Raw genomic sequence first — 26,351 nt, 5'->3', positions numbered from 1 at the left:
GCGCCTCGCCCATCGAGCGCCAAGCGCGCAGCTTCGCTGCGGATCAGCTTCGCAAAACCGCCGATCAAACAGCGAGGAAGCCACCGTCGATCGGCAGTATGGCACCGGTAATCATCTTGCTGTCGTCGGACAGCAGGAGTGCGATGCTCTCTGCCACTTCCTCCGCTTCAGCGAAGCGATTAAGCGGATGGCGAACCATCATCGGCTGGCTCTTCACCGGATCGTTCCATGCTTCCGCAGCAAGTTCGGTCAGCGTGATGGTGGGGGCGACCGCGTTGACGCGGATGCCATGGGGACCAAGCTCCTTGGCGAGCACACGTGTCGCACCCTCAAGCCCCGCCTTGGACGCGGCATAGCAAAGATGATCCTGAAACCCGCGGTGACCGGCAATCGACGTGATGTTGACGATCGCACCACCACCGCCATTTGCGACGCGTGCCCGGGCAAACTCCTGGCAGGTGATGATGGCGGCGCGCAGATTGATGCCGAGCACAGCTTCATAGCCTGCATCGGTCATATCCAATACGCTTTCCAGCACATTGATCCCGGCGCTGTTGATCAGAAAATCGCAGGTGCCTACCTCTGCCATAGCAGCACGAGTGGCGACGGCATCGGCGAGATCGGCACGGATCGAACGTCCGCCAATTTCGGCTTTCAGGCTGTCGAGATCGGACTGCGTCCGGCTGATCGCCACGACCTCTGCACCGCGTGCCGCCATGAGGCGGGCGCAGGCGCGTCCAATCCCTTTGCCGGCTCCGGTGATGATGACGGACTTTCCAGAAAACTGCATGATATCCTCGCGTAATGCGGCCGCGTTGGCCTGCTAATTTTTGACTTCGACGGTATTCAGGAACGGGTATTGGAGCGAATGGCGCGGCCTGCATTCTGCAGTGCCAGGAACGCCTCGTAGCGCACGTCATGCACCTTGCGGAACGCGGCCTCTGGCGAGGCAAGGTTTTTAACCCGAGACATCTTCGGCATGGCCGACGAAAGATCCGGGAAAGTTCCTGCAGCAACCGCACCAAGCATAGCCGAACCAAGAAGAACCGGCTCTTCGCATTCCGTCAACTCGACAGGCATACCGGTTGCGTCCGCCAGCAATTGCTGAGCAAGCGGATGGGCACCGGCACCGCCGCTGACGCTGATGGTTTCCACCGCCGCACCGTGTCGGGCCTGCGTCTCGATGATCTGGCGGAGCCCGTATCCGAGGCCAAGAACTCCAGCGACATAAAGCGCAACGAGCGAATCCACCCCTGTCTCCATACCGTAACCAGCGATGACCGCGCGCGCGTGAGGATCGGCGAACGGTGCGCGGTTACCGAGAAATTCCGGCACCACATGAAAATCCCTGGCGATATCCACTGCGGCAGAAGCCGACGTAGCTAAGCTCAACGCGCGATCGGCGAGCCAGACCGGCAAGGCCTTGCCATCATTGTTTGCGCGCTCTTTCGCCTCCGTAAACGCCGGGTGCAGTTGCACCAGATAATCAATGGCAGCACCTGCGGCGGACTGGCCGCCTTCATTCAACCAGGCGCCTGGAACCATGGCAGAATAATACGGACCCCAGACACCTGGTACAAAAGCGGGTTCGGCGGTGGTCGTCATGGTGCAGGATGAGGTGCCAAACACATAACCGAGGCATCGCGAGGCGTCTCCGCCTGCCGCGACCGTACCCACCCCGCCAGCATGCGCGTCGATCAGACCGGCGGCGACAGCGGTGCCGGGGCGTAACCCCATTGCCTTCGCGGACTCATCCGTCAGCCCGGCGCCGAGCGCAGTGCCTGGATGGACGACGTTTTGACCAATGCGACGGAAGCCCTGCTCCGCCAAGTCCCCGAGACCGATGGCATTGAAATAATCACCGTCCCACCGATCCTCATGGGCAAGATAGGTCCATTTGCAGGTCACGGTGCAGGCAGAGCGGTCGAGCGATCCGGTGGCCTTCCATGTCAGGAAATCCGTCAGATCGAAAAAGTGCGCGGCGCGGACGTAAACACGAGGGCTGTTTTCCTTGAGCCATAGGAGCTTGGGCGTCTGCATCTCTGGCGAAATGCGCCCGCCGACATATTGCAAGACGGCGTGGTTGCCGGCATTGATCCGCTCAGCCTGTCCAACCGCGCGGTGGTCCATCCAAACGATGATGTCCCGCTCAGGATGGTCGGGGGCGCCAACCGGAAGCGTCTCACCGTCCGGACCGCAGACCACAAGCGAACACGTTGCATCGAAACCGAGACCCGTCACGTCTACCGGATCGATACCGGCTCGCGAAACGCTTTCCCGGACGCTCTCGCAAACCGCTTGCCACACCTCACCGCTTGTTTGCTCGGCAATACCGACATCTTGCCGGTGCATTGAGATCGGCCGTTTGGCCGTTGCGAGAAGCTTACCTTCCACATCGAAGACACCTGCCCGAGCAGATCCGGTGCCGACATCGACGCCAATCAGGTAGGAAGCCATTTGCAATACTCCTCGAGCGGATCACACAACACATGAGAGAAGCGGCTGAACCCATTGATGTGACAGCCGCCACTCGATTATCAGACGCGATCGAAGTTGGTCGGCAGAACCAGCATGTCGCGGATGGTGACGGTGCGCTTGCGCGTCAGCATGTAGACAATAGCATCGGCCACTTCGCTCGCGTCGATGAGGCTACCCGATTCCTTGGCCTTGCGGAGGTTTTCCTCCGGCCAGTCTGCCAACAGCGCGGAGACGACCGGACCGGGCGAGACCTGGGCGACACGCACGCCGTGCGGGATCATCTGGCGGCGCATGCCCTGGACGAAGCTGGTAATCGCCCATTTCGAACCGGAATAGACAGGCTCCCAATAGGTGGGGAAGTGTCCGGCAATCGAGCAGGTAACGATGATATCGCCAGTCTTGCGCTCCGACATGTGCGGCACAACGGCGTGGACATTCTTCATGACGGCGTTGATGTTGAGGTTCAGCATCTTGTCGATGGCTTCCGGTGTGGTCTCCGTCAGGTCACCGCCGATGTAAGTCCCGGCGTTACAATAGAGAATGTCGATGTGGTCGGCCTTTGCCAGGATTTCGGGGATCATGGCATTGCAGCTGTCGGTATCCAGAAGATTGGTGACCTGCGCAATGGCACGCTCGCCAAGCTTTGCGACAAGCTCATTCAAGGCCTTCTCGTTCCAGTCGACCATGACCACGGTGGCGCCCTGCTCCAAGAGCGCTTCGGTGGTGGCAAGCCCGATACCGGAGGCGGCACCGGTGATGACCGCGATCTTGCCTTGCAGCGATTCAGACATTTAGTTCTCCTGCGTTTATGAAGATGTTCCGGATGACCTAGCGCCACTCGCGCCCGATATAGATGGCCAGCAGAATGATGAAGCCCTTGATGACGTCCTGCAGATAGGGGTTGATGCCCATCAGGTTGAGGCCGTTATTAAGAATGCCAAGCAGCACGGCGCCGATCAAAGTGCCGAGGATAAGTCCCCGGCCGCCGGCAATCGCCGTCCCCCCAAGCACCACCGCAGCGATCGCATCCAGCTCGAAGCCAACGCCGGCATTGGGCTGACCGCTCATCAGGCGACCGGTCAGAATGAGTGCGGCAAGTGCGGCGGTGACACCTGAAATGCCATAGACGGCGAGCTTGACGCGCTGCGTCTTCACCCCCGAAAGCCGGGCTGCGAGTTCGTTGCCACCAAGGGCGTAGACGTGACGACCAAAGGCTGTTCGCTGGAGAAGGACCCAAGCGATGGCGTAGATGACGACCATGATGACAACGGGGACTGGAACGGCACCGATGCGGCCGACACCGAACCAGGAAATCCAGCTCGGAATGCCGCTGACCGGATAGCCACCTGAATAGATGAGGCCAAGACCACGCGCCATTCCCATTGTCGCCAGCGTGACGATGATGGCTGGCATTTTTCCCCAGGCGACGAGTGCGCCATTGAATATGCCGATACCGAGCCCGATGAAGAGTCCGGCAGGCAGCGCGATCGAAGCCGGCAATCCGGTATTGACCATCAATCCCGCCGAGAGCGTTCCCACAAGCGCCATGACCGCACCGACGGACAAGTCGATGCCGCCGGTCAGGATGACGAAAGTCATGCCGACGGCAAGGATGCCAACGACGGACACCTGGCGAAGCACGTTCATGATGTTGTTGACGCTGAAGAAATTGTCGCTTGCAAGACCCATCAGGATCGAGACGACGATCAGACCTGCGAGCGGCAATGCCAGCGGCGAATGCAGCAGGCCGCTCAGTTTGAAGCCGCCCGTCTTCGCGGCAACGCCGGTGTTAGCATCAAGCGACATGTTCAACTCTCCCGGTGGTAGCGTTTGTCATTATTGTTTCGGAATTGATATCTTCGCCCTGAAGCGTGGCGACGATGCCGCCGGAGCGGAAGACGCAGACCCTGTCGGACATGCCGATCACCTCGGGCAGTTCCGACGAGATCATGATGATGGAGTGGCCGCTCGCGGCGAATGCCCGCATCAGCGCGTAAATCTCGGCCTTCGCGCCAACGTCGATGCCGCGCGTAGGCTCGTCGAAGATCAGCACCCGCATGTCATGGTTCAACCAGCGGGCAATCACGATCTTCTGCTGATTGCCACCGGATAGGGTGTCAACGCGGGCATAGGGTCCCTGCGCCTTGACCTGCACCTGCGCCATTGCTTTCTTCGTGTGCTCCAGCTCCTTCTTGAGGTCGAGGAACCAGTGGGCTTTCCGATATTTGCGGTAGTTGTTCAGCGAAATATTTTGCAGGATGGAGAAGCTGGTAATCAGCCCCTCCTCCTTTCGGCTTTCCGGCAGCAGACCGATGCCGCGGATCAGCGCATCATCAGGACCGGAAAATCGTGTTTCGGAGCCATCGAGTTTTATTCTGCGCCGTGAAGCCGAATGGGCGCCAAGCATAGCGAGCACCGTTTCCGAGCGACCCGAGCCAACCAGCCCGGCGAAGCCGAGGATTTCTCCTTTGCGCAGTGAAAACCGCGAGACAGGCCCGCCCTTCTTCAGCTGGAGTTCTTCGACATCGATCACCACCTCGGCCGACGGATCAAGCTTCGGCTTCGGCGGGAAACTCGCCTCGATGCGCCGGCCCACCATCATTTCAACCAGGCGGTCGTTGTCCACCTCGGATGTCATGCAAGACCCGATGAGCTCGCCGTCACGCAGAACGGTGATGCGGTCACAGATTTCGAAAATTTCCTCGAGATGGTGCGAAATGAAGATGATCGCCACGCCCTGACGACGCAGCTCTCGCATGACATTGAACAGGTGCTCGGTCTCGGACGGAGTGAGCGTTGCCGTCGGCTCGTCGAGCACCAGAATGCGCGCATCCAATGAAAGCGCTTTCGCAATTTCGACGAATTGCTGCTGGGCTACCGAGAGCCGATTGACCGGCACGTCGAGTGGAACATCCACCACCAAGCGGCTCATGATCTCGGCGGCCCGCTTGCGCATGGCGCCCTTGTTCAAAAGGCGAAGCGGCCCGCGGATCTCACGGGCAAGGAACATGTTCTCGACGGCGTTGAGATAGGGGATCAGGCTGAATTCCTGAAAGACGATGCCAATCCCGGAAGCAATCGCCTCGTCATAATTGGCGAATTGCCGCTCTTTTCCGTCGATGCGGATCGTCCCGTCGGAGGGCTGCAAAATGCCGCAGAGAATTTTCATCAAGGTCGACTTGCCAGCACCGTTTTCGCCGAGAAGCGCGTGCACCTCACCGGGGCGTGCCTGAAGGTCGACGCCGCGAAGGACCTCGATCTTGCCGAAGCTTTTTCTTATTCCGTTCAGTTCGAGCACTCTACCCTCCTCAATGGTCGGGATTTAGAGCGCCGTGCGTCATTCCGGACGCACAAAGGACGCTCTAATGTCTTTAGATCCAAGCGTCCCGCCCCCGCCTAAGCGGGGACGAAGCCTGGGAGGAGTTATTACCAGCTGAACTCGCCGGCGTTCTTGCTGTCCACGACCATGACGTCGATCGGCACTTCCTTCGGCACAACGCGAGCACCCCATTTCTGGGCAAGCGCCATGGCAAGTCCAACGCGGACCTGGTCACGTGGGAACTGCGCTGTGGTTTCGATGAAAGGCGTACCATCGGCGATGGCCTTCACCGCTTCGGGAGCACCGTCCACCGAGGTCAGCTTGATGTCCTTGCCAGAACCCTGGATCGCCGAAAGCGCACCCATCGCACCGCCGTCATTTACGGAGAAAATACCCACGAGGTTCGGGTGCGACTGGATCATGTTCTCGACCACGCCAAGAGCAACGGAGCGATCCTGACGACCGTTCTGCGTGTCGACGAGCTTGATGTCCTTGAATTCCGCCAGTGCGGCCTTGCAGCCTTCGACGCGTTGGAGGATCGGCACGACCGGAATACCGTCGAGGATCGCGACCTCGCCCTTGCCGCCAACGGCTTCACCGAGATGTTTGCAAGACATGTAGCCCGCATCGCGGTTCTTCGAACCCACGAAGGTGTCGACCGGACCGTTTGCGTTGGCATCCACGGCGACGACGATGACACCTGCGGCTTTGGCTGCATGAACGGCGGCTTCGATGCCAGCGCTGTCGGTTGGGTTCAGAAGAAGGATGTCGATCTTCTGCTGAAGCATATCTTCGACGTCGGAAATCTGCTTTGCAACATCATGGCCGGCGTCGGTTACGACGACATCGGCTCCGATGCTCGCTGCGGCTTCCTTCAGAGCTTCCTGCATGGACACGAAGTATGGGTTGTTCAACTCCTGAAACGTCATGCCGATCTTCAGCTTTTCCTGTGCCAGAGCCGGAGCGGCCATCAGTGCGAGGGCGGCTGTCGCCATCAGAAACTTCGACTTCATTTTCATATTACTCTTCCTCCCGTTGGAATTTGGGCAGCAACTACCCGTTTCCGGACAGTCGTCTGTCCGAATTGATGAAATCTGCGATGTGCCGGTGGGTTATTCCGCCATGACTGCCGCCTTTTGGGCCGCGAATATGGTTCGGAACCTCGACGGAGACATTCCCTTCAGTTTCAGGAAATGCCGGTTGAAATTCGAAAGGTTGGAGAAGCCCACGTCGTAGCAGACTTCGGCAACCTTGACGTCCTGATCCGCCAGCAGCATCTGACAGGCGAGATCGATCCTCAGTTGATTGCGGTAACGCACGAGCGTCGTGCCTGTGTGGCGCTTGAAGGCGCGTGAAAACGTGCTGGGGCTCTGGCCGACGATCTCAGCCAGATCAATTTCATCCACCTGCGCGGTCAGATGCTGGCGCAGATGCGACAAGGCGCGATTGATGCCGCTATCGCCAGTGCCTGCCAAATCCAGCTCATAGCTGAGACTGGCCAGAACCTCGGGAGATGGCGCTTTGACCAGAAGGTCAAGAATTTCCCAGAAGAGCGCGAGGCGCGTAAGCCCCTGCGCTTCGATCAACCTTTCAATCAAAGGCCGGACGCGATTGCTCGTCTCATCGTCAAACAGAATGCCGCGGCGGCTGCGTTCCAGCAGGCTGCGGACTGGTTCCATCTCCGACATGCATGCACTGGCTTCCTCAATAAATGCTTCCGGAAACTGGATCACGAGAGAGCGCGTCGGAACGATTTCCTCAGGCTCTATCTCGCTGATCCAGTTCTGGGGGAGATTGGGGCCGGTCATGATCAGCTGGCCGGGGTCGAAGCGTCCGACAAAGTCGCCAATATAGAAGGTGCCGGACGTAGCCACGACGAGGTGGATTTCGTATTCGGGGTGGTAGTGCCAGCGAACTGTACGGAACGGGTAGCCATGCCGCCAAGCAGCGAAAGACTCGCCCTTGCGAATGTGGACCAGTTCCAGATCGGGCTGCATCATGGTTCCTCCCTCACGCACGTCCGCCTCAAGTGAAAACGTGACCATTCCTCTTATGGCTCGTCTCAGGCGTTGAGGTGGAGCATAGGCGCGACCGGAGCTATTGCTCCACCTCACGCCGCAGAAATTGCTGATACTTTTTTGACTGCTCTATGCTGAAAAAGGAATAGCAGTGCATTGAACCTAACAATGAACACCAATCCTGCATCGATTTTAGCCAACAACTTCGCGTGATATGTTCACAAGCCGTGCAACGGCACGATGAAAGGCTAAAATTTTCGCGCTTCCAGAGGCGGCTACACTGGCGCATGGCTTATACTTTTTCGCGCATCCGGTGATGGATAATCATCAGAAAAGCATCGGCGGTAAAATGCCGGACTATCATCGGAGGCCCCCATACGCGCGTCGTGCACCTGTCATCAGTCAGAGTGGACAGGCTGTGACACAGTCCTCATAGTGTGACCAAATCGTTTTGCGGTGGACCCACATGGGCTCGCGCGGTGTCGCGTCTCACTCACATTGGTCGTGGTGCCAATTAGAAGGATAGGACAATGCAACCGAGACTTCTCAGCCGAACTTTTCTAGCCCTTACACTCTGCACCTCCGTGGCCTCGGCACAGCAGGCGTCCGACACCGTTGCCCCCGAAAAAGCGACGGCGGTTGCAACGGCTCAACGCGTGGAAGCCAAAAACTTTATGGTGGCGGCTGCCAATCCGCTCGCGGCTGACGCGGGGCGTGACGTGATTGCCAATGGCGGGAACGCGATTGATGCGATGGTTGCGGTGCAGACCGTGCTTGGTCTCGTCGAGCCGCAGAGTTCCGGTCTCGGCGGCGGTGCGTTTCTCGTCTATTACGATGCAAAAAGCGGGAAGCTGACCACCTTCGATGGCCGGGAGACGGCACCCATGGAGGCCACCCCGACACTCTTTCTCGACGCGAAAGGCCAGCCCCTGAAGTTCATGGACGCCGTGGTGGGCGGCCGCTCGGTTGGTACGCCTGGAACCGTCCGCCTTCTCGAGGACGTCCACAAACGCTTCGGCAAAGCGGAATGGGCAAGCCTCCTGAAGCCGGCCCAGACCCTGGCAACACAAGGCTTCCGGGTATCGCCACGCCTTGCGTCCCTGGTTGCCTCCGAGGGTGACCGGTTGAAGACCTACAAGGCGACCACGTCCTATTTCTTCGATAGCTCAGGCGCGGCTTTGAAGGCAGGCACCGTGTTAAAAAATCCATCTTACGCAGACACGCTTGCGCTTCTCGCGAAAGATGGTGCTGACGCATTCTACAAGGGGAAAATTGCGGAGGACATCGTCAAGACCGTGCGGGAAGCCACCGGCAATCCCGGCGTACTTTCGCTAGCCGATCTTTCCAATTATCGTATCATCGAGCGAGAGCCAGTCTGCTTCACCTATCGCGCTCTCGATGTCTGCGGCATGGGTCCGCCGTCGTCAGGAGCAGTCGCCGTCAGCCAAATCCTCGGCCTTTCGGAAAATTTCGATCTCAAGGCTTTGGGGCCACAGAATGTGGAAAGCTGGCGCATCATCGGCGATGCCCAACGTCTTGCATTTGCCGACCGTGAACGTTACGTGGCGGATCCAAACTTCGTGCCGTTGCCGATCAAGGGCTTGCTTGACAAATCCTATCTGGGTGAGCGCGCAAGGCTGCTGGATGGCGACAAGGCCTTGAGCAAGGATGCGGTCAAAGCCGGCGAACCCGGCTGGGACCACGCGCTCCTCTTCGGCCGGGATGCGGCACTGGAATTGCCGTCCACCAGTCACTTCGTCATCGTTGACAAGGAAGGCAACGTCGTCTCCATGACGACTACGATCGAAAACGGATTTGGCTCGCGTCTGATGACCAACGGCTTTCTCCTCAACAATGAGTTGACGGACTTTTCCTTCAAGACCCATGACGGCGGCCTGCCGATTGCCAATCGGGTCGAGCCTGGAAAGCGGCCGCGCTCCTCGATGGCACCAACCATCGTGATGAAGGACGGAAAACCACTGCTCGCCATCGGCTCGCCAGGTGGCAGCCAGATCATCGGATATGTGGCGCAGGCGCTGATTGCCTATATCGACTGGGGTATGCCCGTGGAGGAGATCGTGGCTCAGCCGCATCTCATCAATCGCTTCGGGACCTACGATATCGAGGCCGGCACCAAGGCGGAAGACATGGCAGAACCTCTCAAATCACTCGGGTACGACGTGAAGCCGGGCGAGATGAATTCCGGCTTGCACGCCATCGAGATCACCGGCAAAGGCTTGGCTGGAAGCGCCGATCCACGCCGAGAGGGCGTTGCTCTGGGAGAATAAGAGCGACCTTGGCGCATTTCGTCTGGCTAAAAGCACCAATGGCAAACTGAAGGGCACTCTTTCTGCGGTGCCGAAAACAATCGAGCGAAGGGTGCGCTCAGCACCATTCGCTCTTGCTGGTCATCCGATATTGGGCTCAGATCAGATCGCGGTCAAAGCGCTCGTCCCATTGGCGCGTCTTGACCAGCGTTCCATTGTCGAATGCTGACAACTCTCCGCACAGATAGAATTTGTTCTCGTCCGAGCGCATTTCTGTTCGGCTTTCGATCTTTATCCGCCAGCCGTCACGCCCCATTTCATAGGTTTGGGTCAGCACGTATTTCGCCGATAGCGGGTCGTCGTCCTTGATGGTCAACTCACGGCGAAGACTGTGACTAAGTTGAGTATCGATCTCGTCGAAGCGGATGACGCCCTCTCCGAACAAGCCACCCACGCCTTCCGTGATGTAGGTATTGATTCCGGTTTCATGGTCCTGTTCGGTCCAGCGCCTGACCGTGCCGGCATCGACCTGCGACATCGGAGTCGACGGCCCGTGAGCGGGTGCATCGAAACGCACTTTCGTCTCATGCGAGGGCGCACGAACAGGCAGCTCAAGTCTGCTCTCCGCCACGGAGATGCTGAGCGTCGCATTGTATGGAGACGTCCAGACCATTGGCCAATAGGCAGTGGCGATGGCCAGTTGAACGCGATGACCTTTGGCAAAGCGATAGCCGCAATCGTTGAGCTTGATCGCTACATCGTAGAATTTGCCCGCCTCCAATGCTTCCGGCTCTTCATGGCTATCACGATGGGTCAGGTTGAAGACCTGATAGCTTACCCGCGTCACGCGGCCATCCGGCAGAACATCGTTCAACCGCAGCGAAATTTGCGATACCGGGCAATCTGCAGCAACGCGAAGGCGGACCGAAGGTGCACCCAACACATCGAGATCCTGTTCCAGTATCTCGGTTTCGAAGACGAGCGCGCCCCCATTATCAAGCCGCTGGTCTGTCGGGTGTTCGCCTGGGCAACCCGTTGCCATCCATTCGCCACCTGCTTTTCCGTGGCTTTGCGGAGAACGGATTTGCAGGATCGCTGCCTGCGATGCGTTTCCGCCAAGGCGACGATCAGCGCCAAGATCGAACTGCTTTGCAGTTATCTCAGGCGATGGCCATTCTGCTTCACCAACCCACCGACCCTCCGTCGTGGTGCGCGTGCCTGTGGGTTCGATCGTGTCACAGACAAACGCACGCAGCATGGGCTCGTCCATGACGCCTGTCTCTTCACCTTTCAGCCACTGATCCCACCAGCGGGTTGCCTCCTGAAGGAAGCCGATGGCAGGACCTGGAACACCATCCTGAGGGTAAATGTGCCCCCAGGGGCCGATGATCCCGCGACGTGGAACTTGAAGGTTTTCCAATAGTCGGGACACCGGATTGGTATAGCTGTCGGCCCATGCCCCGATTGCCAGCACCGGGCACTCAATGGCGCTCCAGTCTTCACAAACGGATCCGTGTTTCCAATAGTCGTCATAACGCTGATGTTCGAGCCAAAGAGCGGGGAAGAAAGGGAGCTTGTCGAGCCGTTCCAGCCACTGCTCTCTCCACACGTCGCCGACGATCTTTGGATCAAGAGGCCGGCTCTGGTAGGCCAGCATGATTGTGCCCCACCACAAATTATCATTGAGCAGCAAACCGCCCATGTAATGGATGTCGTCCGTATAACGATTATCTGTCGAGTAGGCGGTGATGATCGCCTTCAGCGCGGGAGGTCTGCGCGCTGCCACCTGCAAACTGTTGAAGCCGCCCCAGCTTTTTCCCATCATCCCAACGTTGCCGCTGCACCAGGCTTGGCGGGAAATCCAGTCAATCACTTCAAGCGCGTCATCCTGCTCCTGCTTCAGATATTCATCCGCCATATGTCCATCGGACTCGCCCGTCCCGCGCATATCGACGCGAATGGCCGCGTAGCCCTGGCTTGCGAAATAGCCATGCATCGGCTCGTCGCGCCCACGAGTACCGTCGCGCTTGCGGTAGGGAATATATTCAAGGATTGCCGGGACCGGCGATTGTTCCGCGTCTTCCGGCAACCAGAGCCGCGCCCCAAGGCGCGTACCATCGCTCAAGGGAATCCAGATGTGTTCTTGGACATGCACTGTCATTTCAAATATTCCAGTCAGATTAGGCGCCGTACCGGGACTCCAGTAGCGACGACAGGATTTTGAACGGCGATCCGAGATCGCCATCGTCCTCAAGCGGCGGGGATTGCGCGTTTTGCCAGCACCCCATCAAGCCAGTCTCGTCGCAGTTCCGGCACTGAGGTAATGAGCTGCTCGGTGTAGGGCTTGTAAGGCGGGGCAAAAACATCTGCGGTTATGCCCGTTTCAACGATCACGCCATGCTGCATCACCATCGTCCGGTCCGCCAGTCTGCGAACGACACCCAGATCATGGGTTATGAACAGATAGGAGACAGACAATTCATCCTGCAACGAGCGCAGCAATCGCAAGATCTCTTCTGCCACGAGGGGGTCGAGCGCAGACGTGACCTCATCGCAGATGATGAGATCGGGACGCGCTGCAAGAGCGCGGGCGATACAGACGCGCTGCTTCTGACCGCCCGAAAGCGCCTTTGGAAGTCGCTCGGCAAAGTCTCGCGGTAGTCCGACAAGATCGAGCAACCGTCCGACCTCAGAAGCGCGCTGATCGTCTTTCATGTTGAAATAAAATGACATGGGACGACTGATGATGTCGCCAACCGTCTGTCGCGGATTGAGGGCCACATCCGGTAGCTGATAGACGAGTTGTATACGGCGCAGCTCTTCCCGGCTGCGCTTCTTGTAGCTATCGGCCAGCCTGTGTCCGGCGAGTGAGATCACTCCCGACGAATGAGGCGGTAGACCCGCGATGACGCGTGCGAGCGTGGACTTGCCCGACCCGGATTCGCCGACAATGGCGAGAGTCTCACCGCGGCGCAGCGTTAGATGGACATTGTCCAATACCTTTTTGCGCCCGTAATGAGCGGTCACGTCACGCACATCCAGCAAGACCTCGCCACTTTCGTGGTGAACGCCTTGCCCCGCCATGCTCGTTTCGCGTTCCGAGACGAGACGCTTGGTGTATTCTTCCTGAGGATGCTCGAGGATCTGCTCGGCGCTCCCCTCCTCTACCCGCTTTCCATGGCGCAAGACCGTGATGCTATCCGCCACCTGCGCCACCACCGCCAGGTCGTGCGTGATATAAAGGGCTGCAGTCTTGTACCGCTGGATAAGATTGCGCAGCAGTGCGAGAACCTCGATCTGTGTCGTGACGTCCAGAGCCGTGGTCGGCTCGTCCAGCACAAGGATGTCCGGGCGGCATGACATCGCCATGGCAACCATGGCGCGCTGCAACTGACCACCGGAAACCTGATGCGGGTAGCGATTGCCGAAATTGCGAAAATCCGGAAGTTGCAGCGCCTCAAGCAGCTCCAGCATCCAGGCTTGTGCCTCCTGCCGGTTCATGATGCCGTGATAGAGAGGCCCCTCGATGATCTGATCGCCGATTTTCATCGCGGGATTGAAAGCCGCAGCAGCGCTCTGGGCGACATAGGCAATACGCGCGCCACGCACCGCCTCACGTCCAGCGCGGCCGATCTTCATCAAAGAGATGCCATCGACGACGATCTCGCCGTCAACGATGCGGCAGCCATTTCGACCGTAGCCCATGGCAGCGAGGCCTATCGTGGATTTACCCGCCCCCGATTCACCAATGAGGCCTTTGACCTCACCACGGGAAAGGTCGAGATCAATGCCATCGACCAGAATGGCGCCGTTTGGAGCTGCAACCTTCAGGCCACGGATTTGAAGGACCTTGTCTTCGCTCATCGGTCCGCTCCTTGAATAGCACTGCGGCCCGCCAGCAACCAGTCGACAACAAGATTGATGCCGATGGTCAGGATGGCGATTGCGGCAGCGGGATAAAGCGGCGCATAAAGGCCGTAAAGAATAGCCTGCTGATTATCTTTCACCATACCGCCCCAGTCTGCGAAAGGCGGCTGGATGCCGAGGCCAAGAAACGACAGGCCGGCAACGAAGAGAAAGGTGAAGCAGAAACGCAGACCGAATTCCGCAATCAGCGGCGGCAGCGCATTCGGTAGGATTTCCTTGAAAACCAGCCACAACAGACCTTCTCCCCGCAGACGCGCGGTTTCGGCATATTCGAGAACATTGATCCCTTGCGCAACGATACGTGCCAGACGAAACACGCGGGTCGAGTCCAGCAGCGCAATGGTGACGATGAGAACTGGGATTGACGATCCCAACGCTTGCAAGACGACCAAGGCCGAGATCAACACCGGAATGCACATGACGGTATCGACGATGCGCGAGAGGATGGTGTCGAGCCAGCCGCCGAAAATAGCGGCGATGAAACCAAGCGTGATGCCGATTGTAAAAGACAACAAAGATGCGGCGAGCGAAACGCCAATGGACATCTGCGCGCCAGCGAGAATGCGCGACAGCATGTCCCGACCATTCTGATCGAGACCGAACCAGTGGGCTGCCGAAGGCGGATCGAAGGGCGATCCAACGATCTCCTCCTGCCCGAAAGGCGCGATATGGGGGCCGGCCAAGAACAGGATAATGTTGAGTGAAATGATGAACAGACCGATCCATGCCGTCGGTGAAATAGTACGCAGGAATTTCATCGGGCGTGCCTCAGGCGCGGATTGAGCGCGATGGCCGTAACGTCGGCAATAATGTTCAAGATGACGTAGGCGGTGCCAAACACCAGCGCCGCCGCTTGCACCAGCGGTAGATCGCGTTTCGAAACGGCATCGACCATGAAGCGACCAAGCCCGTTGTAATTAAACACCGCCTCGACCAGAACGACGCCGGTAATCAGGTAGGCGATATTGAAGGATACGACATTGACGATCGGTGCCGCGGCATTGGGAAGCGCGTGGCGGAGAACGGCGCGCTTCGTGCGTAGACCCTTCAGATAAGCGGTCTCCACATAGGCCTGATCCATGACGGCCAAGACCGCCGTCCGGGTCATTCGCAGCATCTGGGCGACCGTCACCAGAACAAGCGTCAGAGCCGGAAGCGTCGTCGCCTTCAGCCAGTCTCCCATGCTCATTCCCGGATATGTGTCCGCAAGGCTCGGCAGGAGATTGTATTGCACGGAAACGAACAGGATCAGTAGCAGCCCGAGGAAGTACTCGGGAAGCGACACAAAGGCGAGAGCAGCGATATTGACGGCCCGGTCAAAGACAGTGCCTCGCCAGATCGCACTCAAGAGCCCCAGAAGAACGGCAACCGGCACGGAGATCACGGCAGCGTAGAACGCAAGTGCCATGGTGTTCCAGAACCGTGGCCATAAAAGATCCGCGACGGGCTGCCGGTTGGCGAGAGAATTGCCGAGGTCACCGGTTACAAACCCGCCGAGCCAGGCAAAATATCTGTGCAGCAGCGGTTGGTCGAGACCGAGGTCCGTGCGCAGCACAGCGAGAGACTCGGGCGTTGCATTCTGTCCGAGTATTGCTGACGCCACGTCACCAGGAAGAAGCTGCGTGCCGGCGAAAATAAGCGCCGACACGAGCAGTAGCGTCAGAATACCCAAAGCAATGCGCTTTAGGATAAGAATAGTCATTACGCGTCCAACCATACCTTTTCAGCGAGACGAGCACCCATGAAGTTGAACATCGGGTGCGTGGTGACGCCTTTGAGCTTTTTGGAGGTGGCGTCGAGATAATCGCCGAACATCGGGATCATCGCGCCGCCTTCGTTCGAGATCAGCGCCTGAAGCTCGGCATAGATTTCCTTACGCTTGGCATCGTCCAGAAGCGCGCGGGCTTCAATCAGCTTCTTATCGAAGGTCTCGTTTTTCCAGTGCGTATCGTTCTGTGCCGAGGTGGACTGGTATGCAATGGTCAGCATCTGGTCGGCAGTCGGACGTCCGCCCCAATAGGACATGCAGAACGGCGCCTTCATCCAGACATTGTCCCAGTATCCATCCGCTGGCTCGCGCTTGATCGACACATCGATCCCACTCTTGGCAGCACTGGTGCGGAAAATCGCTGCTGCGTCGACCGCGCCGGAGAACGCCGCGTCCGAGGCCGAAATCTCGACCTTCAACGTATCGAGCCCAGCCTGCTTCAAATAGAAGTTGGACTTCTCGGGGTCGTAAGGGCGCTGCGGCAGGTCGGCTGCATAAAAGCGATCGGAGCTCGGGATCGGATGATCGTTGCCGAGGCGGCCATAGCCACGCAGGGCGGTCTTCAAAAGCTGCTCGCGATCGATCGCATGCTTGATGGCGAGGCGGACATTGTTGTCCTTATAAGGCGCCTGCGTGCAATCCATCAGGAATGTGAAATGCTGGCCACCAGCCGACTGGACGATGTTGAGGTTGGGGTTACGACGCAGGAGATCGACGGTCTTGAAATCGAGCTGGTTGATCGCATGAACCTGACCCGACATCATGGCATTGGTGCGCGCAGCGATATCATTGATGACGATCACTTCGACGGCGTCGACATGCGCGGCGTTCGGCTTCCAATAGTTGGGGTTACGCGTGAAACGCGACCGGACGCCGGGATCGTAGCTTTCGAACACGAACGGCCCCGTACCGACGGGTTTGTTGAAATCCGTCCATCCTTCGGGAACGACAAGGAAGTGGTAGTCGGAGAGAATGTAGGGAAGGTCGGCGTTGCCGCTTTCAAGGACGATCTTGATTTCGCTGTCCGAGACTTTCTCGACGCTTTTCAGCGCAGACGCGATCGAACGCGCTGCAGAGGTGGTCTCGCCGCGGTGGAGATTGATCGAATAGATCACATCTTCGACCGTCAGCGCCTTGCCGTTATGGAAGGTCACCCCTTGGCGCAGCTTGAACACCCACTCCTTGGCACCCGGCTGCGCTTCCCAGCTTTCGAGCAATTCTGGAACCGCGTGATTGTTGGCGTCAATCTCGACAAGACCATTCATGATCATGAAGGCCTGATTGACGGGTACCCAGTCCTTCAAGATGCGCGGATCGAGATTGTCTGTGGTGCTACCGCCGCCGATACCAAGTTTCAGCACGCCCCCTTTCTTCGGAGTTTGAGCGTCTTGCGCGCTGGCCTGTGTGATGAAGCCAGCAGAAAGCGCCGTCAGACCGGCGGCGCCGATGAGGAAGCTACGTCGGTCGAGCGAAAAGGAAGAAGGAGGGTGTGTCATGGTGCAGTTCCCTGTTTTTATCGTCGCCGTTCATGGGACGGCTCTCGGGGGCTGGCCTATCGTACTCAGCGGTTCGGCACTAGAGACGGAGCCATAAGCTGGGGTATGATTTTTGCGCATGGGGTCATGAAATCAAAGCGTATCCGCTTGTTTGCGAAGCGGAGTACACGAGCGTCGCCGGAATGAGCCGGCGTGGCCAGGCGTCTATACTAGGCGGTTACGGAGTGCGTATAAATGGGGCTTGCGGACATTGTTGGCCTTGCAGGAGCAATTTTCTATCTCATCGCATATGCCCTGCTGCAATTGCGCATTCTGAGCGTTGAAGACGGTCGTTACACCATTCTCAACATCCTCGGTGGCGTTCTCCTGATCTATTCGCTGATATGGAATTTCAATCTTGGCTCCCTGATTTCGCAGGTGGCGTGGCTGATATTCACTTTGATCGGTTACGCACGTTTCATGCTGGATCGTCGGCGCAGAGCGCGCCTCGTACAAGCGTAATGATAATCAGCGAGCGGTTTGTTTGTTGTTTGCAATCAGCCAGTCGGCCACTTCTCGCACGATCTTTCGCTGATGTCGGTCAGCAGGCCGCATGAGATAAAATCGTCCTTCGGATCGCATCGTGTGGCTATGCACCGGAACGAGGACACCGCTGTCCAGTTGATCGCGGATGAGCCATGTCCAGCCGAGCGTCGTGCCGAGACTCTGTGAGGCAGCCGCGACACACAAACCGTAATCTCCAAGTTTCCAGTGCACTGCATCCTGCGGCGGGGACATCTTTGATGATCGCCACCAATCGCCCCAATCCTGCCACTCGCGCATGGAGTCTTCAATGGAGATGAGGACCGGCGCCCTCTGCTCTTCCAGTAACAATGCGCCAGCGCCAGAGACCGGGACCACCTCTTCCTGGCCAAGCTCAGAGAGCCAAACCCCAATCGGTCTTTCTTTGCGGTAGAAGATTGCAAGATCGAATTCGTCGAGCCGCAAATGTGCAACGTCGTCGGTAACGCGCAGCCTGAGTTCAAGCCCAGCAATATCGTTCTTCAGTTTCTTGAGGCGAGGCATAAACCACTGATCGGCGATGCCTCTGGAACAGGCGATCGTGATCTGGCTGGCACCCGTCCAGGAGCGGACACCATCCGTGACACTTGCGATATCAAGGATCAGTCGGGAGACATCGATCGAATAATTCTCGCCCACCGTCGTCAATCGCACGCCTGTCGGCACCCGTTCGAACAGTTTCGAGCCGATGAATGCTTCCAGCTTGCCGATCTGGCGACTGACCGCACTTTGGGTCAGGCCGAGTTCGACGCCTGCACGGGAAAAGCTACCGAGACGCGATGCCGCTTCGAAAACAACGAGCGCTTCAAGTGGCGGCAATCTAGAAAAGGTCTGCATTTTGATCCCTGACGTTGCCGGATCAAATACATCCACAACGCGGGATCATCAACGTCGTTATTGACTTAGGCGGCAAGCTCACTTGCGAGAACCCATAGCCCGCCACCTAAGCTTGACGGTTTGCTTCAACGGCCTGAAACGCGGATCGCTCCGGCATCACCAAAACTGCGCTGAACGGCCTGCAGCTGGTCGGCTGCAATATCGACGGACACTTCGATCTCACCTTCGTGGGGAGCGTCGGCGCGCTTCACGTCGCCGCGTGACGATTCCGTTCCTGTGGTGTTTTCGTCGGAAGCCGACTGGATGAAGATATCTGGGCGAGCAATGCCGTGCTGCTGCACCAAATGTTCGACAGCAAGGTCGGCGGCCTCGCGGGTTTCGAATGTCGCGCGAATGGTACTGGTGGCGTTGTCGGCCATAACGGATCTCCTCAGACATAGTGAGTAGGTCAAACTCCCCATCGGTCCGCTGGTTTCATCAACGCAACAAACTTCTGGCCGCGATGTCTTGGCGCATGCCACCACACATGCTATGTTCTTCTTTTGTTCGAAACAGCTTCTATGGCCTCCATGAGCTTCAACGACCCCTCGCCGCTTCGCAAGATCATCCATGTGGACATGGACGCATTCTACGCGTCCGTCGAGCAGCGTGATAATCCTGATCTTCGCGGAAAGCCTCTTGCCGTGGGTGGCGCTGCGGCGCGTGGCGTCGTGGCAGCAGCGAGCTACGAGGCTCGCGCCTTTGGCGTGCATTCAGCCATGCCTTCCGTGACCGCAGCACGAAAGTGCCCCGACCTGATTTTCGTCAGACCACGCTTCGAAGTCTACCGCGCCGTCTCGCAGCAAATCCGGGAGATATTTGCCGAATACACACCATTAATAGAACCGCTATCGCTGGATGAAGCCTACCTAGATGTTACTGAAAATTTAAAGGACATGCCGATCGCGACTGAGATCGCGCTGGAAATCCGCGAAAAGATCAAAAAGGTGACTGGCCTCAACGCATCCGCCGGAATTTCCTATAACAAGTTTCTCGCCAAGATGGCGTCGGACCTCAACAAGCCCAACGGTCAGGCGGTAATCACGCCCAGGCGCGGGCCTGCGTTCGTCGAGGGCCTCGCGGTAAAGAAGTTTCACGGCGTTGGGCCGGCAACTGCCGAGAAGATGCGCAGATTGGGGATCGAAACTGGTGCCGATCTCAAGGCGCAGACCCTGCAGTTTCTGACACATCACTTCGGCAAGTCGGGGCCATATTTCTATGGCATCGCGCGTGGCATCGACGAGCGCCGGGTCCGACCCGACCGTGTACGCAAATCAGTCGGTGCTGAAGACACCTTCGTGCAGGATATCGATGACCTCGATCTGGCTACCGACGAGTTGAAGCCACTTGCCGAGAAGGTCTGGAGCTACTGCCAGGCCAAAGGTTTCAGCGGCAAGACCGTCACCGTGAAGATCAAGTACTCCGACTTCACGCAAGCGACCCGTAGCAGAAGCAGCGCTGTCCCCTTCGCCAACGGCAACGCGATCCTCGAAACCGCTGCGGGACTGCTCGCGACCGTCTATCCGTTCAAACGGTCCGTTCGCTTGCTCGGAGTCACTCTTTCCTCCCTCACAAACGAGAGCATTTCAGACGATGGGGAACAACCTCAGCTCGGCTTCGATTTATAATCGATGAAAGAGCCTAGAGAAGAGCTGAAGGTATCAGCGCAACGCATCCGCGTGATTGATCTGGAGACCGCCGGCAACGGCGCCAATGATGTTTGCGAAATCGGCTGGCAGGATGTCGCACTTGTAGAAGGGAGACGTTGGGCGCTGACGAATGAGCGCGGCGCCCGCTTCGTCAATCCCGGTCGCCCGATCACGGCTGACACAATGGCCATCCATCATATTCTTGACGAGCAGGTCGCGGACGCCCCGTTTTGGAAGGAAGTGGCGCCAAGCGTCTTGCGCCCCGAGGGAGGCGTGGTGGCCTTTGCAGCCCACCGCGCAGCCTTCGAACAGCGATATTGCACGGCTCGGCTGACGGGAGGACTGCCTTGGATCTGCACGTGGAAATGTGCGCTGCGGGTTTGGCCCGAATTGCCGCGTTTTTCCAATCAGATGTTACGCTATCTGCGCATGCCGGAAGGCCTGGTGCATGAGATTGGTCTGCCAGCACACCGCGCCATGCCAGACGCCTATGTGACCGCCCATCACCTGCGCGATATGCTGAACGCCGCCTCGCTAGAAGAGCTCTTGGCTTGGAGCGCCGAGCCAGGGCTGCTGCCGCGCGTGCCCGCCGGTCCGGATCGCGGCAAAGGTTGGGACCGCCTGAGCACCGAAACGCTGATCGGTTATCTTCAAGACAGGGATAGCGATGTGCGCTTCAGCGCACAAACCGAGCTGACAAGGCGCGGTGAGATGGAGACACATCAGGACATGGAACCGGCCCAAGGGTCGTTGCTGTGAGCAGTAGCGTAAAGCCCCGATCTTACCCCGACACGCCGGATGGTCGGTACTTCGTGGTCCGCGGGCGCCTCTGGCGCAAAAGCGATCCCGCTCTGGATGAAGAGACCAGGATACGGTTGGTCAAGGAACTAATGGCCGCGAGGCGAGCGGTTCGGCAAGCCAAGGGCGATCGTGTAGCGCTAGCGCAAGCGAGAGCGCTGGTCGACGAAGCCAAGATCGCTCTCGGCGAGAGGGGAAAGGTGTGGTGGGACGATGGGGAGCCGGACCTCAATCGGCATCTCGTGAAGAACACAGCCTATGCGGCCTGGTTTTCGCAGCTTGCCGAAGAAGACCGCGCCAACGGTGACTGAGCAGATAGGGTGTCAGCTCAATTTCTGAATGCCTCGTCAAAGGCCCCCATGGTTCCAGTCCCTCCATGTCACTCCCGTCGAGCGGATCGCGTTCGGCGTCTTCATCCGCGCCCGGCGGCATCCGCTTGAGATGCCTCGAACCTCAAAAGTTCGGCCGGACCGCATCCAGTTTCAAACCACGTGATCATGCCATGCTACGCAGTGCCCATCGCGTGCACCTCTCGCCCAATGCAAAAGCATGTGACTATTTGTAGGGCAATATGCAAAAATTGTTCAACAGGATGGACAGGATTGTTCGCCTTTGTTAGCGTCGACCTGTATTGTGGAGGAAACCAGTACGATGCTACTCATCGGCCCCAAAAGCGACGTTGTGACCAATTCTAGCGCCTGCGCAGCCGGCGTGGACGATGCTTATGTCCTTCACCTCTGCGACACTGGCACGGTCCTTGCAGCAGGAGTGCTGGTATGAGCATGACGAAGGACATTACTCTTATGGACAACAGCAAGCCGCTCCTCTCCGTCGAAGGTCTGAGCGTTGAGTTTGGCGAAAGCCGCGTCGTGGACGATCTGTCTTTTACGGTGCAGGCGGGTCGGACTGTTGCAGTTGTCGGTGAATCAGGATCGGGCAAGTCGGTCACGTCACTCTCGACGATGCGTCTAGCAGATATGATGGGTGCGACCTATCCGACGGGAAAAATTCTATTTGAAAACAAGGATTTGTTGAAGACTTCTCAGAAGGAGATGCGGTCGATCCGCGGCAAGGAGATCGCCATGATCTTCCAGGAGCCGATGACCTCTCTCAATCCGGTTTTCACCATCGGCGACCAAATTTGCGAAGTGCTGATTTTGCATGAAAAGCTCGGCAAACAGGCTGCGATGGCGCAAGCTCGCTCGCTTCTGGACATGGTACGTCTGCCGGATGCGGCCGAACTGTTAAATCGCTATCCCCACCAGCTCTCCGGTGGCATGCGCCAGCGCGTGATGATCGCCATGGCGCTCGCTTGCCGGCCGAAGCTGTTGATTGCCGACGAACCGACAACCGCGCTCGATGTCACTATTCAAGCGCAGATCCTCAACATCATGCGCGACCTGCAGAAGAAGCTCGGCATGGGCATGGTCTTCATCACCCACGATATGGGTGTGGTGGCAGAGATGGCCGATGATGTCGTTGTGATGTGGAAGGGCAAAAAGGTCGAGGAAGGTCCGGTCAGGGATGTCTTTGCCAATCCGCAGCATCCTTACACGCGCGCCCTGCTCTCCGCTGTTCCCCGCCTTGGCAGCATGGAAGGCGAAGACTATCCCAAACGCTTACCGTTAACCGTATTGCAGAACGGCGAGCCCGTCACCGTCGGTGAGGAGCGTGTCCAGGACACGGCAAAATACGATCAAAAGCCGCTTCTCTCCGTCAAAGATCTCTTCGTGCGTTTCGACATCCGCAAGAACCTATTCGGCAAGACGACCCATCGTCTGAGTGCGGTCCAGAAGGTTAGCTTCGACATTCATGCAGGCGAAACGTTGGCGCTGGTCGGTGAATCCGGTTCCGGCAAGTCCACCATTGGACGAACCATCCAGCAATTGCAAAACGCCGTATCTGGCGAGATCTCGTTCAATGGCCGCAACTTTTCGCAGATGTCCGCCTCCGAGCGCTTCCGCATTCGCCAGGAAGTTCAATACATCTTCCAGGATCCTTTCGCCTCGCTCGATCCGCGCAAGACAGTCGGCTTTTCGATTGCCGAGCCGATCAACACTCACGGATTGATCAACGATAACAATGCTGTGAAACGACGTGTGGATGAGTTGCTGGAGCGCGTTGGACTAACGTCCGAACACGCCTCGCGCTATCCTCACGAGTTTTCAGGCGGCCAGCGGCAGCGTGTGTGTATCGCCCGTGCCCTCGCATCCGATCCAAAGCTGATCATTGCCGATGAAGCTCTTTCGGCGCTCGACGTTTCCATTCAGGCCCAGATCATCAATCTCTTCATGGATCTGCAGGCCGAACGCGGGCTGGCCTATCTCTTCATCAGCCATGACATGGCGGTGGTTGAGAAGATGAGCCACCGCGTGGCGGTGCTCTATCTCGGCCAGATCATGGAGATGGGAAGCCGTCGCCAGGTGTTCGAAACCCCAACGCATGATTACACCCGCAGGCTGCTCTCCGCCGTGCCGGTCGCCGACCCGACTATCGAGCGTCGCATCGCCATGATCGAAGGTGAGATCCCCAATCCGGTGCGCCGCGTGGGCGACGAACCGCCAATCCTTATCCATCGGGAAATCAACCCAGGCCACTTCATCGCTCAAAGTGCCTGACCGATCCAACGTTCACACCATCTGAAGAGGAAACAGAAGATGAGAATAATCAAAAGGGGAATATCCGCTGCTGTGACATCGCTGGCTTTGGCCAGCGTTGCATTCGTGGCATCGCCCGCTCTTGCCGCCGGCAAAATGACCATTTCCAGCCCGCAGGACCCGGGTAGCTGGGACCCAATCGACACCTTTCTGGTTCAGTGGGCGGCGGTGGCCACCAACATCTTTGACGGTCTCACCTATCGTGGTCCGGATTTGAAACTGGTGCCGGGCCTTGCCGAATCCTGGGAAGAACTGGATGAGGGCAAGCGTATCCGCTTCAAGCTTCGACAGAATGTCAAGTTCCACAACGGCGAGCCCTTTAACGCAGCCGCGGTCAAGTTCACCTTCGAGCGCCTTCTAGGCGAACAGGGTGCAAAGGGCCCACAGCGCTCCAACTATGTGTCGATCGAAAGCGTCGATGTTATTGACGACTACACCGTGGACATGAAGCTGAAGGCGCCCGATCCGGTGCTGCTGACCAAGCTGGCAGGCTACGGCGCCATGATCGTGCCACCGAAATACATCCAGGAAAAGGGCGAGGACAACTTTAACCTCAATCCTGTCGGCACCGGCGCGTTCAAGTTCGTGTCCTACGCACCGAAAAACAACATCAAGCTGGAAGCCAACCCGGATTACTGGGGCGGCGCTCCGAAGCTCTCGGAACTGGAATATCGCTTCATCGCCGAACCGGCGACCGCAGTGGCGGAACTTCAGGCTGGCCGTGTGGATCTGGTCATCCCGCCGACCATTCCAATCGGCATGATCCCTGTCATCGAAGGCGACTCCAACCTTGAGATCGTCAGCGTTCCAGGGCCCACCGTCGATGCACTCCGCTTCAACACGCGCGATGGCGTCACGGCCGATCCTAAGGTCCGCAAGGCGATCATCATGGCGGTCGATCGCGGCACGATCGTGAAGTCGATCCTTGCCGGGCAGGCCTCGGAAATCGCAAGCTTCCAGAGCGCACTGTCCTTTGGCTACGATCCTGAACTGAAGCCGCTGCCTTACGATCCGGAAGCTGCCAAGAAGCTCTTGGCAGAGGCCGGTGTGAAGCCGGGCACGACGCTCCAGATCGACATTCGCGGCAATGACGCAACGATGAACGAAGTGGCTCAGGTCATTTCCAGTTACCTCTCGATGGTGGGCATCACTGCGACGATCAAGCCCTACGAAACAAACGTGCTGTTGAACGACATCATCCCGCAGGGCAAGACCGGCGCCATGTTCCAGCAGAAATGGGGCGGCTGGACCTTCGACTACGACAACACGGCCTACTCCATGTACCACTCCGGCGAGAAGTGGAACCCTTACGACAAGGACGAGAAGCTGGACAAGCTGCTGGAATCCCAGCGCCCGCTGACCGACCGTGCCGAACGGGAAAAGATCCTGAAGGAGATCGGCAGTTACACCGCTGACCGCGCACTCGAACTTCCGCTTTACAACACCAATGCCATCTACGGCATGAACAAGCGGGTCAAGGGTTTCGTCGCACCACCGGACAACCGGTTGAAGCTCACCGACGTCACCGTCGAATAAGTCTTTCGACCCTTTGACGCATCGCCTTGCCCGTTTTGTGCGGGCAAGGCAGGACATTTCTCAAGGAAAAGCTCGTGGCCGGTTTTCTCATCAAGCGATTGCTGCAGGCGATTTTTGTCGTCATCGCCATCACCCTTCTCGTCTCCTTCGCAATTCGTCTGACGGGCGATCCCGCGGTCACCATGTTCCAGGGCGGCGGCAGCATGACGGAGGACGATCTTGCGCGCATCCGTGCGGCGCTTGGCACCGACCGGCCATTCTTCGTCCAGTATTTCAGCTTCCTGAAGGGGCTCGTGACGCTTGATTTCGGACGCAGCTTTACCGGCAGCACCCCTGTTTCGCGACTGATTGCAGACGCACTCCCAGCCACACTGGCGCTCGCCTTCATCTCTATGGCTGTGTCGATTGCGCTTTCCATTCCGCTTGGGATCAAGGCTGCTACGTCACGCGGCAAGACGGCGGATCAGGTGATCCGCATATTCTCGCTCGTCGGCCTGTCGTTTCCGAACTTCTGGCTCGCAACCATGCTGGTTCTACTCTTCTCGATCACGCTCGGCTGGTTGCCACCGAGCGGCATGGGCGGATTTGCAAGCTATATCATGCCGGCCGTGACAATGGGTGTCATCCTGACAGCGACCAATGTCCGTCTTGTGCGCACGGCGATGCTCGACACGTTGCGCTCGCAATATGTGATGGTGGCACGCGCCAAGGGCTTGAGCGAAAACAAGGTGCTCTACAAGCATGCCCTGCGCAACTGCGCCATTCCGCTCATCACCTATTTTGGCCTTCAGTTCGGTGGTCTGCTCGGCGGCATCGTCGTCATCGAGCGCGTCTTCAACTGGCCCGGGCTCGGTACGCTTGCCTTCGATGCGGTCGGCGCTCGTGATTATCCGGTTCTCCAAGCCGTCATCACTGTCCTGTCGCTGATGATCGTCGGCATCAACCTTCTGGTCGATATTGCCTATGGGCTTGTCGATCCCCGCATCCGCACGGAGTAAGAG

General features: G+C 58.1%; 22 protein-coding genes. 8 read left to right on the top strand and 14 right to left on the bottom strand.

What is annotated here, in order from left to right:
- Positions 1 to 64: 64 nt before the first annotated feature.
- The 7 genes from AC07U5_RS20505 to AC07U5_RS20475 form a co-directional block, all read right to left on the bottom strand.
- Positions 65 to 790 carry an SDR family oxidoreductase gene (locus tag AC07U5_RS20505; RefSeq protein ID WP_494724091.1) on the bottom strand — a complete coding sequence of 242 codons (726 nt, stop codon included), beginning with the start codon at positions 788 to 790 and terminating at the stop codon, positions 65 to 67.
- 56 nt (positions 791 to 846) lie between these two features.
- Positions 847 to 2,457 carry an FGGY-family carbohydrate kinase gene (locus AC07U5_RS20500; protein ID WP_494724090.1) on the bottom strand — a complete coding sequence of 537 codons (1,611 nt, stop codon included), beginning with the start codon at positions 2,455 to 2,457 and terminating at the stop codon, positions 847 to 849.
- Between the two features lie 80 nt (positions 2,458 to 2,537).
- Complete coding sequence (locus AC07U5_RS20495; RefSeq protein WP_494724089.1) at positions 2,538 to 3,269, bottom strand: SDR family oxidoreductase; 732 nt, start codon at positions 3,267 to 3,269, stop codon at positions 2,538 to 2,540.
- A 37-nt stretch (positions 3,270 to 3,306) separates the two neighbouring features.
- Positions 3,307 to 4,284, bottom strand: a complete 978-nt coding sequence (locus AC07U5_RS20490) for an ABC transporter permease (RefSeq protein WP_062599863.1) — start codon at positions 4,282 to 4,284, stop codon at positions 3,307 to 3,309.
- Positions 4,274 to 5,776: a sugar ABC transporter ATP-binding protein gene (locus AC07U5_RS20485; RefSeq protein WP_494724088.1), complete on the bottom strand. Its 1,503-nt coding sequence runs from the start codon at positions 5,774 to 5,776 to the stop codon at positions 4,274 to 4,276. The genes AC07U5_RS20490 and AC07U5_RS20485 overlap by 11 nt, the downstream gene beginning before the upstream one ends.
- A gap of 128 nt (positions 5,777 to 5,904) precedes the next feature.
- Positions 5,905 to 6,816 (bottom strand): ABC transporter substrate-binding protein, encoded by a 912-nt coding sequence (locus tag AC07U5_RS20480; RefSeq protein WP_082479273.1) that lies wholly within the window; start codon positions 6,814 to 6,816, stop codon positions 5,905 to 5,907.
- A 93-nt stretch (positions 6,817 to 6,909) separates the two neighbouring features.
- Entirely contained in the window at positions 6,910 to 7,794 is an 885-nt protein-coding gene (locus tag AC07U5_RS20475; protein ID WP_062441914.1) for an AraC family transcriptional regulator, read from the bottom strand.
- Between the two features lie 551 nt (positions 7,795 to 8,345).
- Here AC07U5_RS20475 and ggt point away from each other — a divergent pair.
- A complete protein-coding gene (gene ggt, locus AC07U5_RS20470) occupies positions 8,346 to 10,103 on the top strand; it encodes a gamma-glutamyltransferase (RefSeq protein ID WP_494724087.1) in 1,758 nt (585 codons plus the stop codon).
- Between the two features lie 136 nt (positions 10,104 to 10,239).
- Here the strand turns inward: ggt and AC07U5_RS20465 are convergent, their stop codons facing one another.
- The 5 genes from AC07U5_RS20465 to AC07U5_RS20445 form a co-directional block, all read right to left on the bottom strand.
- Complete coding sequence (locus AC07U5_RS20465) at positions 10,240 to 12,243, bottom strand: CocE/NonD family hydrolase (RefSeq protein ID WP_494724086.1); 2,004 nt, start codon at positions 12,241 to 12,243, stop codon at positions 10,240 to 10,242.
- Between the two features lie 89 nt (positions 12,244 to 12,332).
- Positions 12,333 to 13,946 carry an ABC transporter ATP-binding protein gene (locus AC07U5_RS20460; protein ID WP_494724085.1) on the bottom strand — a complete coding sequence of 538 codons (1,614 nt, stop codon included), beginning with the start codon at positions 13,944 to 13,946 and terminating at the stop codon, positions 12,333 to 12,335.
- Positions 13,943 to 14,767 (bottom strand): ABC transporter permease, encoded by an 825-nt coding sequence (locus AC07U5_RS20455; RefSeq protein ID WP_494724084.1) that lies wholly within the window; start codon positions 14,765 to 14,767, stop codon positions 13,943 to 13,945. The genes AC07U5_RS20460 and AC07U5_RS20455 overlap by 4 nt, the downstream gene beginning before the upstream one ends.
- Positions 14,764 to 15,711: an ABC transporter permease gene (locus AC07U5_RS20450; protein WP_062424349.1), complete on the bottom strand. Its 948-nt coding sequence runs from the start codon at positions 15,709 to 15,711 to the stop codon at positions 14,764 to 14,766. The genes AC07U5_RS20455 and AC07U5_RS20450 overlap by 4 nt, the downstream gene beginning before the upstream one ends.
- Positions 15,711 to 17,273 carry an ABC transporter substrate-binding protein gene (locus tag AC07U5_RS20445; protein ID WP_494724083.1) on the bottom strand — a complete coding sequence of 521 codons (1,563 nt, stop codon included), beginning with the start codon at positions 17,271 to 17,273 and terminating at the stop codon, positions 15,711 to 15,713. The genes AC07U5_RS20450 and AC07U5_RS20445 overlap by 1 nt, the downstream gene beginning before the upstream one ends.
- A 234-nt stretch (positions 17,274 to 17,507) precedes the next feature.
- Between AC07U5_RS20445 and AC07U5_RS20440 the strand changes: the two genes are divergently transcribed.
- Positions 17,508 to 17,774: a CBU_0592 family membrane protein gene (locus tag AC07U5_RS20440; RefSeq protein ID WP_062424346.1), complete on the top strand. Its 267-nt coding sequence runs from the start codon at positions 17,508 to 17,510 to the stop codon at positions 17,772 to 17,774.
- A gap of 6 nt (positions 17,775 to 17,780) precedes the next feature.
- Here the strand turns inward: AC07U5_RS20440 and AC07U5_RS20435 are convergent, their stop codons facing one another.
- Both AC07U5_RS20435 and AC07U5_RS20430 read right to left on the bottom strand, forming a co-directional pair.
- Entirely contained in the window at positions 17,781 to 18,671 is an 891-nt protein-coding gene (locus tag AC07U5_RS20435) for a LysR substrate-binding domain-containing protein (protein WP_494724082.1), read from the bottom strand.
- 125 nt (positions 18,672 to 18,796) lie between these two features.
- Positions 18,797 to 19,090, bottom strand: a complete 294-nt coding sequence (locus tag AC07U5_RS20430) for a hypothetical protein (protein ID WP_062441378.1) — start codon at positions 19,088 to 19,090, stop codon at positions 18,797 to 18,799.
- Positions 19,091 to 19,231: 141 nt separating this feature from the next.
- Between AC07U5_RS20430 and dinB the strand changes: the two genes are divergently transcribed.
- The 6 genes from dinB (at position 19,232) to AC07U5_RS20400 (ending at position 26,348) form a co-directional block, all read left to right on the top strand.
- Positions 19,232 to 20,338, top strand: coding sequence for a DNA polymerase IV (gene dinB, locus AC07U5_RS20425; RefSeq protein WP_494724081.1), 1,107 nt, complete (start codon positions 19,232 to 19,234; stop codon positions 20,336 to 20,338).
- A gap of 3 nt (positions 20,339 to 20,341) precedes the next feature.
- Positions 20,342 to 21,118: an exonuclease domain-containing protein gene (locus tag AC07U5_RS20420; protein WP_494724080.1), complete on the top strand. Its 777-nt coding sequence runs from the start codon at positions 20,342 to 20,344 to the stop codon at positions 21,116 to 21,118.
- Positions 21,115 to 21,468, top strand: coding sequence for a hypothetical protein (locus AC07U5_RS20415; RefSeq protein WP_494724079.1), 354 nt, complete (start codon positions 21,115 to 21,117; stop codon positions 21,466 to 21,468). Before AC07U5_RS20420 ends, AC07U5_RS20415 begins: the two co-directional genes overlap by 4 nt.
- Positions 21,469 to 21,939: 471 nt before the next feature.
- Positions 21,940 to 23,775, top strand: coding sequence for an ABC transporter ATP-binding protein (locus AC07U5_RS20410; protein WP_494724289.1), 1,836 nt, complete (start codon positions 21,940 to 21,942; stop codon positions 23,773 to 23,775).
- Between the two features lie 39 nt (positions 23,776 to 23,814).
- Entirely contained in the window at positions 23,815 to 25,350 is a 1,536-nt protein-coding gene (locus tag AC07U5_RS20405) for an ABC transporter substrate-binding protein (protein ID WP_335323819.1), read from the top strand.
- Positions 25,351 to 25,424: 74 nt separating this feature from the next.
- Positions 25,425 to 26,348 carry an ABC transporter permease gene (locus AC07U5_RS20400; protein WP_062424339.1) on the top strand — a complete coding sequence of 308 codons (924 nt, stop codon included), beginning with the start codon at positions 25,425 to 25,427 and terminating at the stop codon, positions 26,346 to 26,348.
- Positions 26,349 to 26,351 lie beyond the last annotated feature (3 nt).

The sequence above is a fragment of the Agrobacterium sp. GW821-FHT02D03 genome (assembly GCF_059421725.1).
Note: the sequence above shows the minus strand (reverse complement) of the source record. Positions and strands in the feature narration are given on the sequence as shown.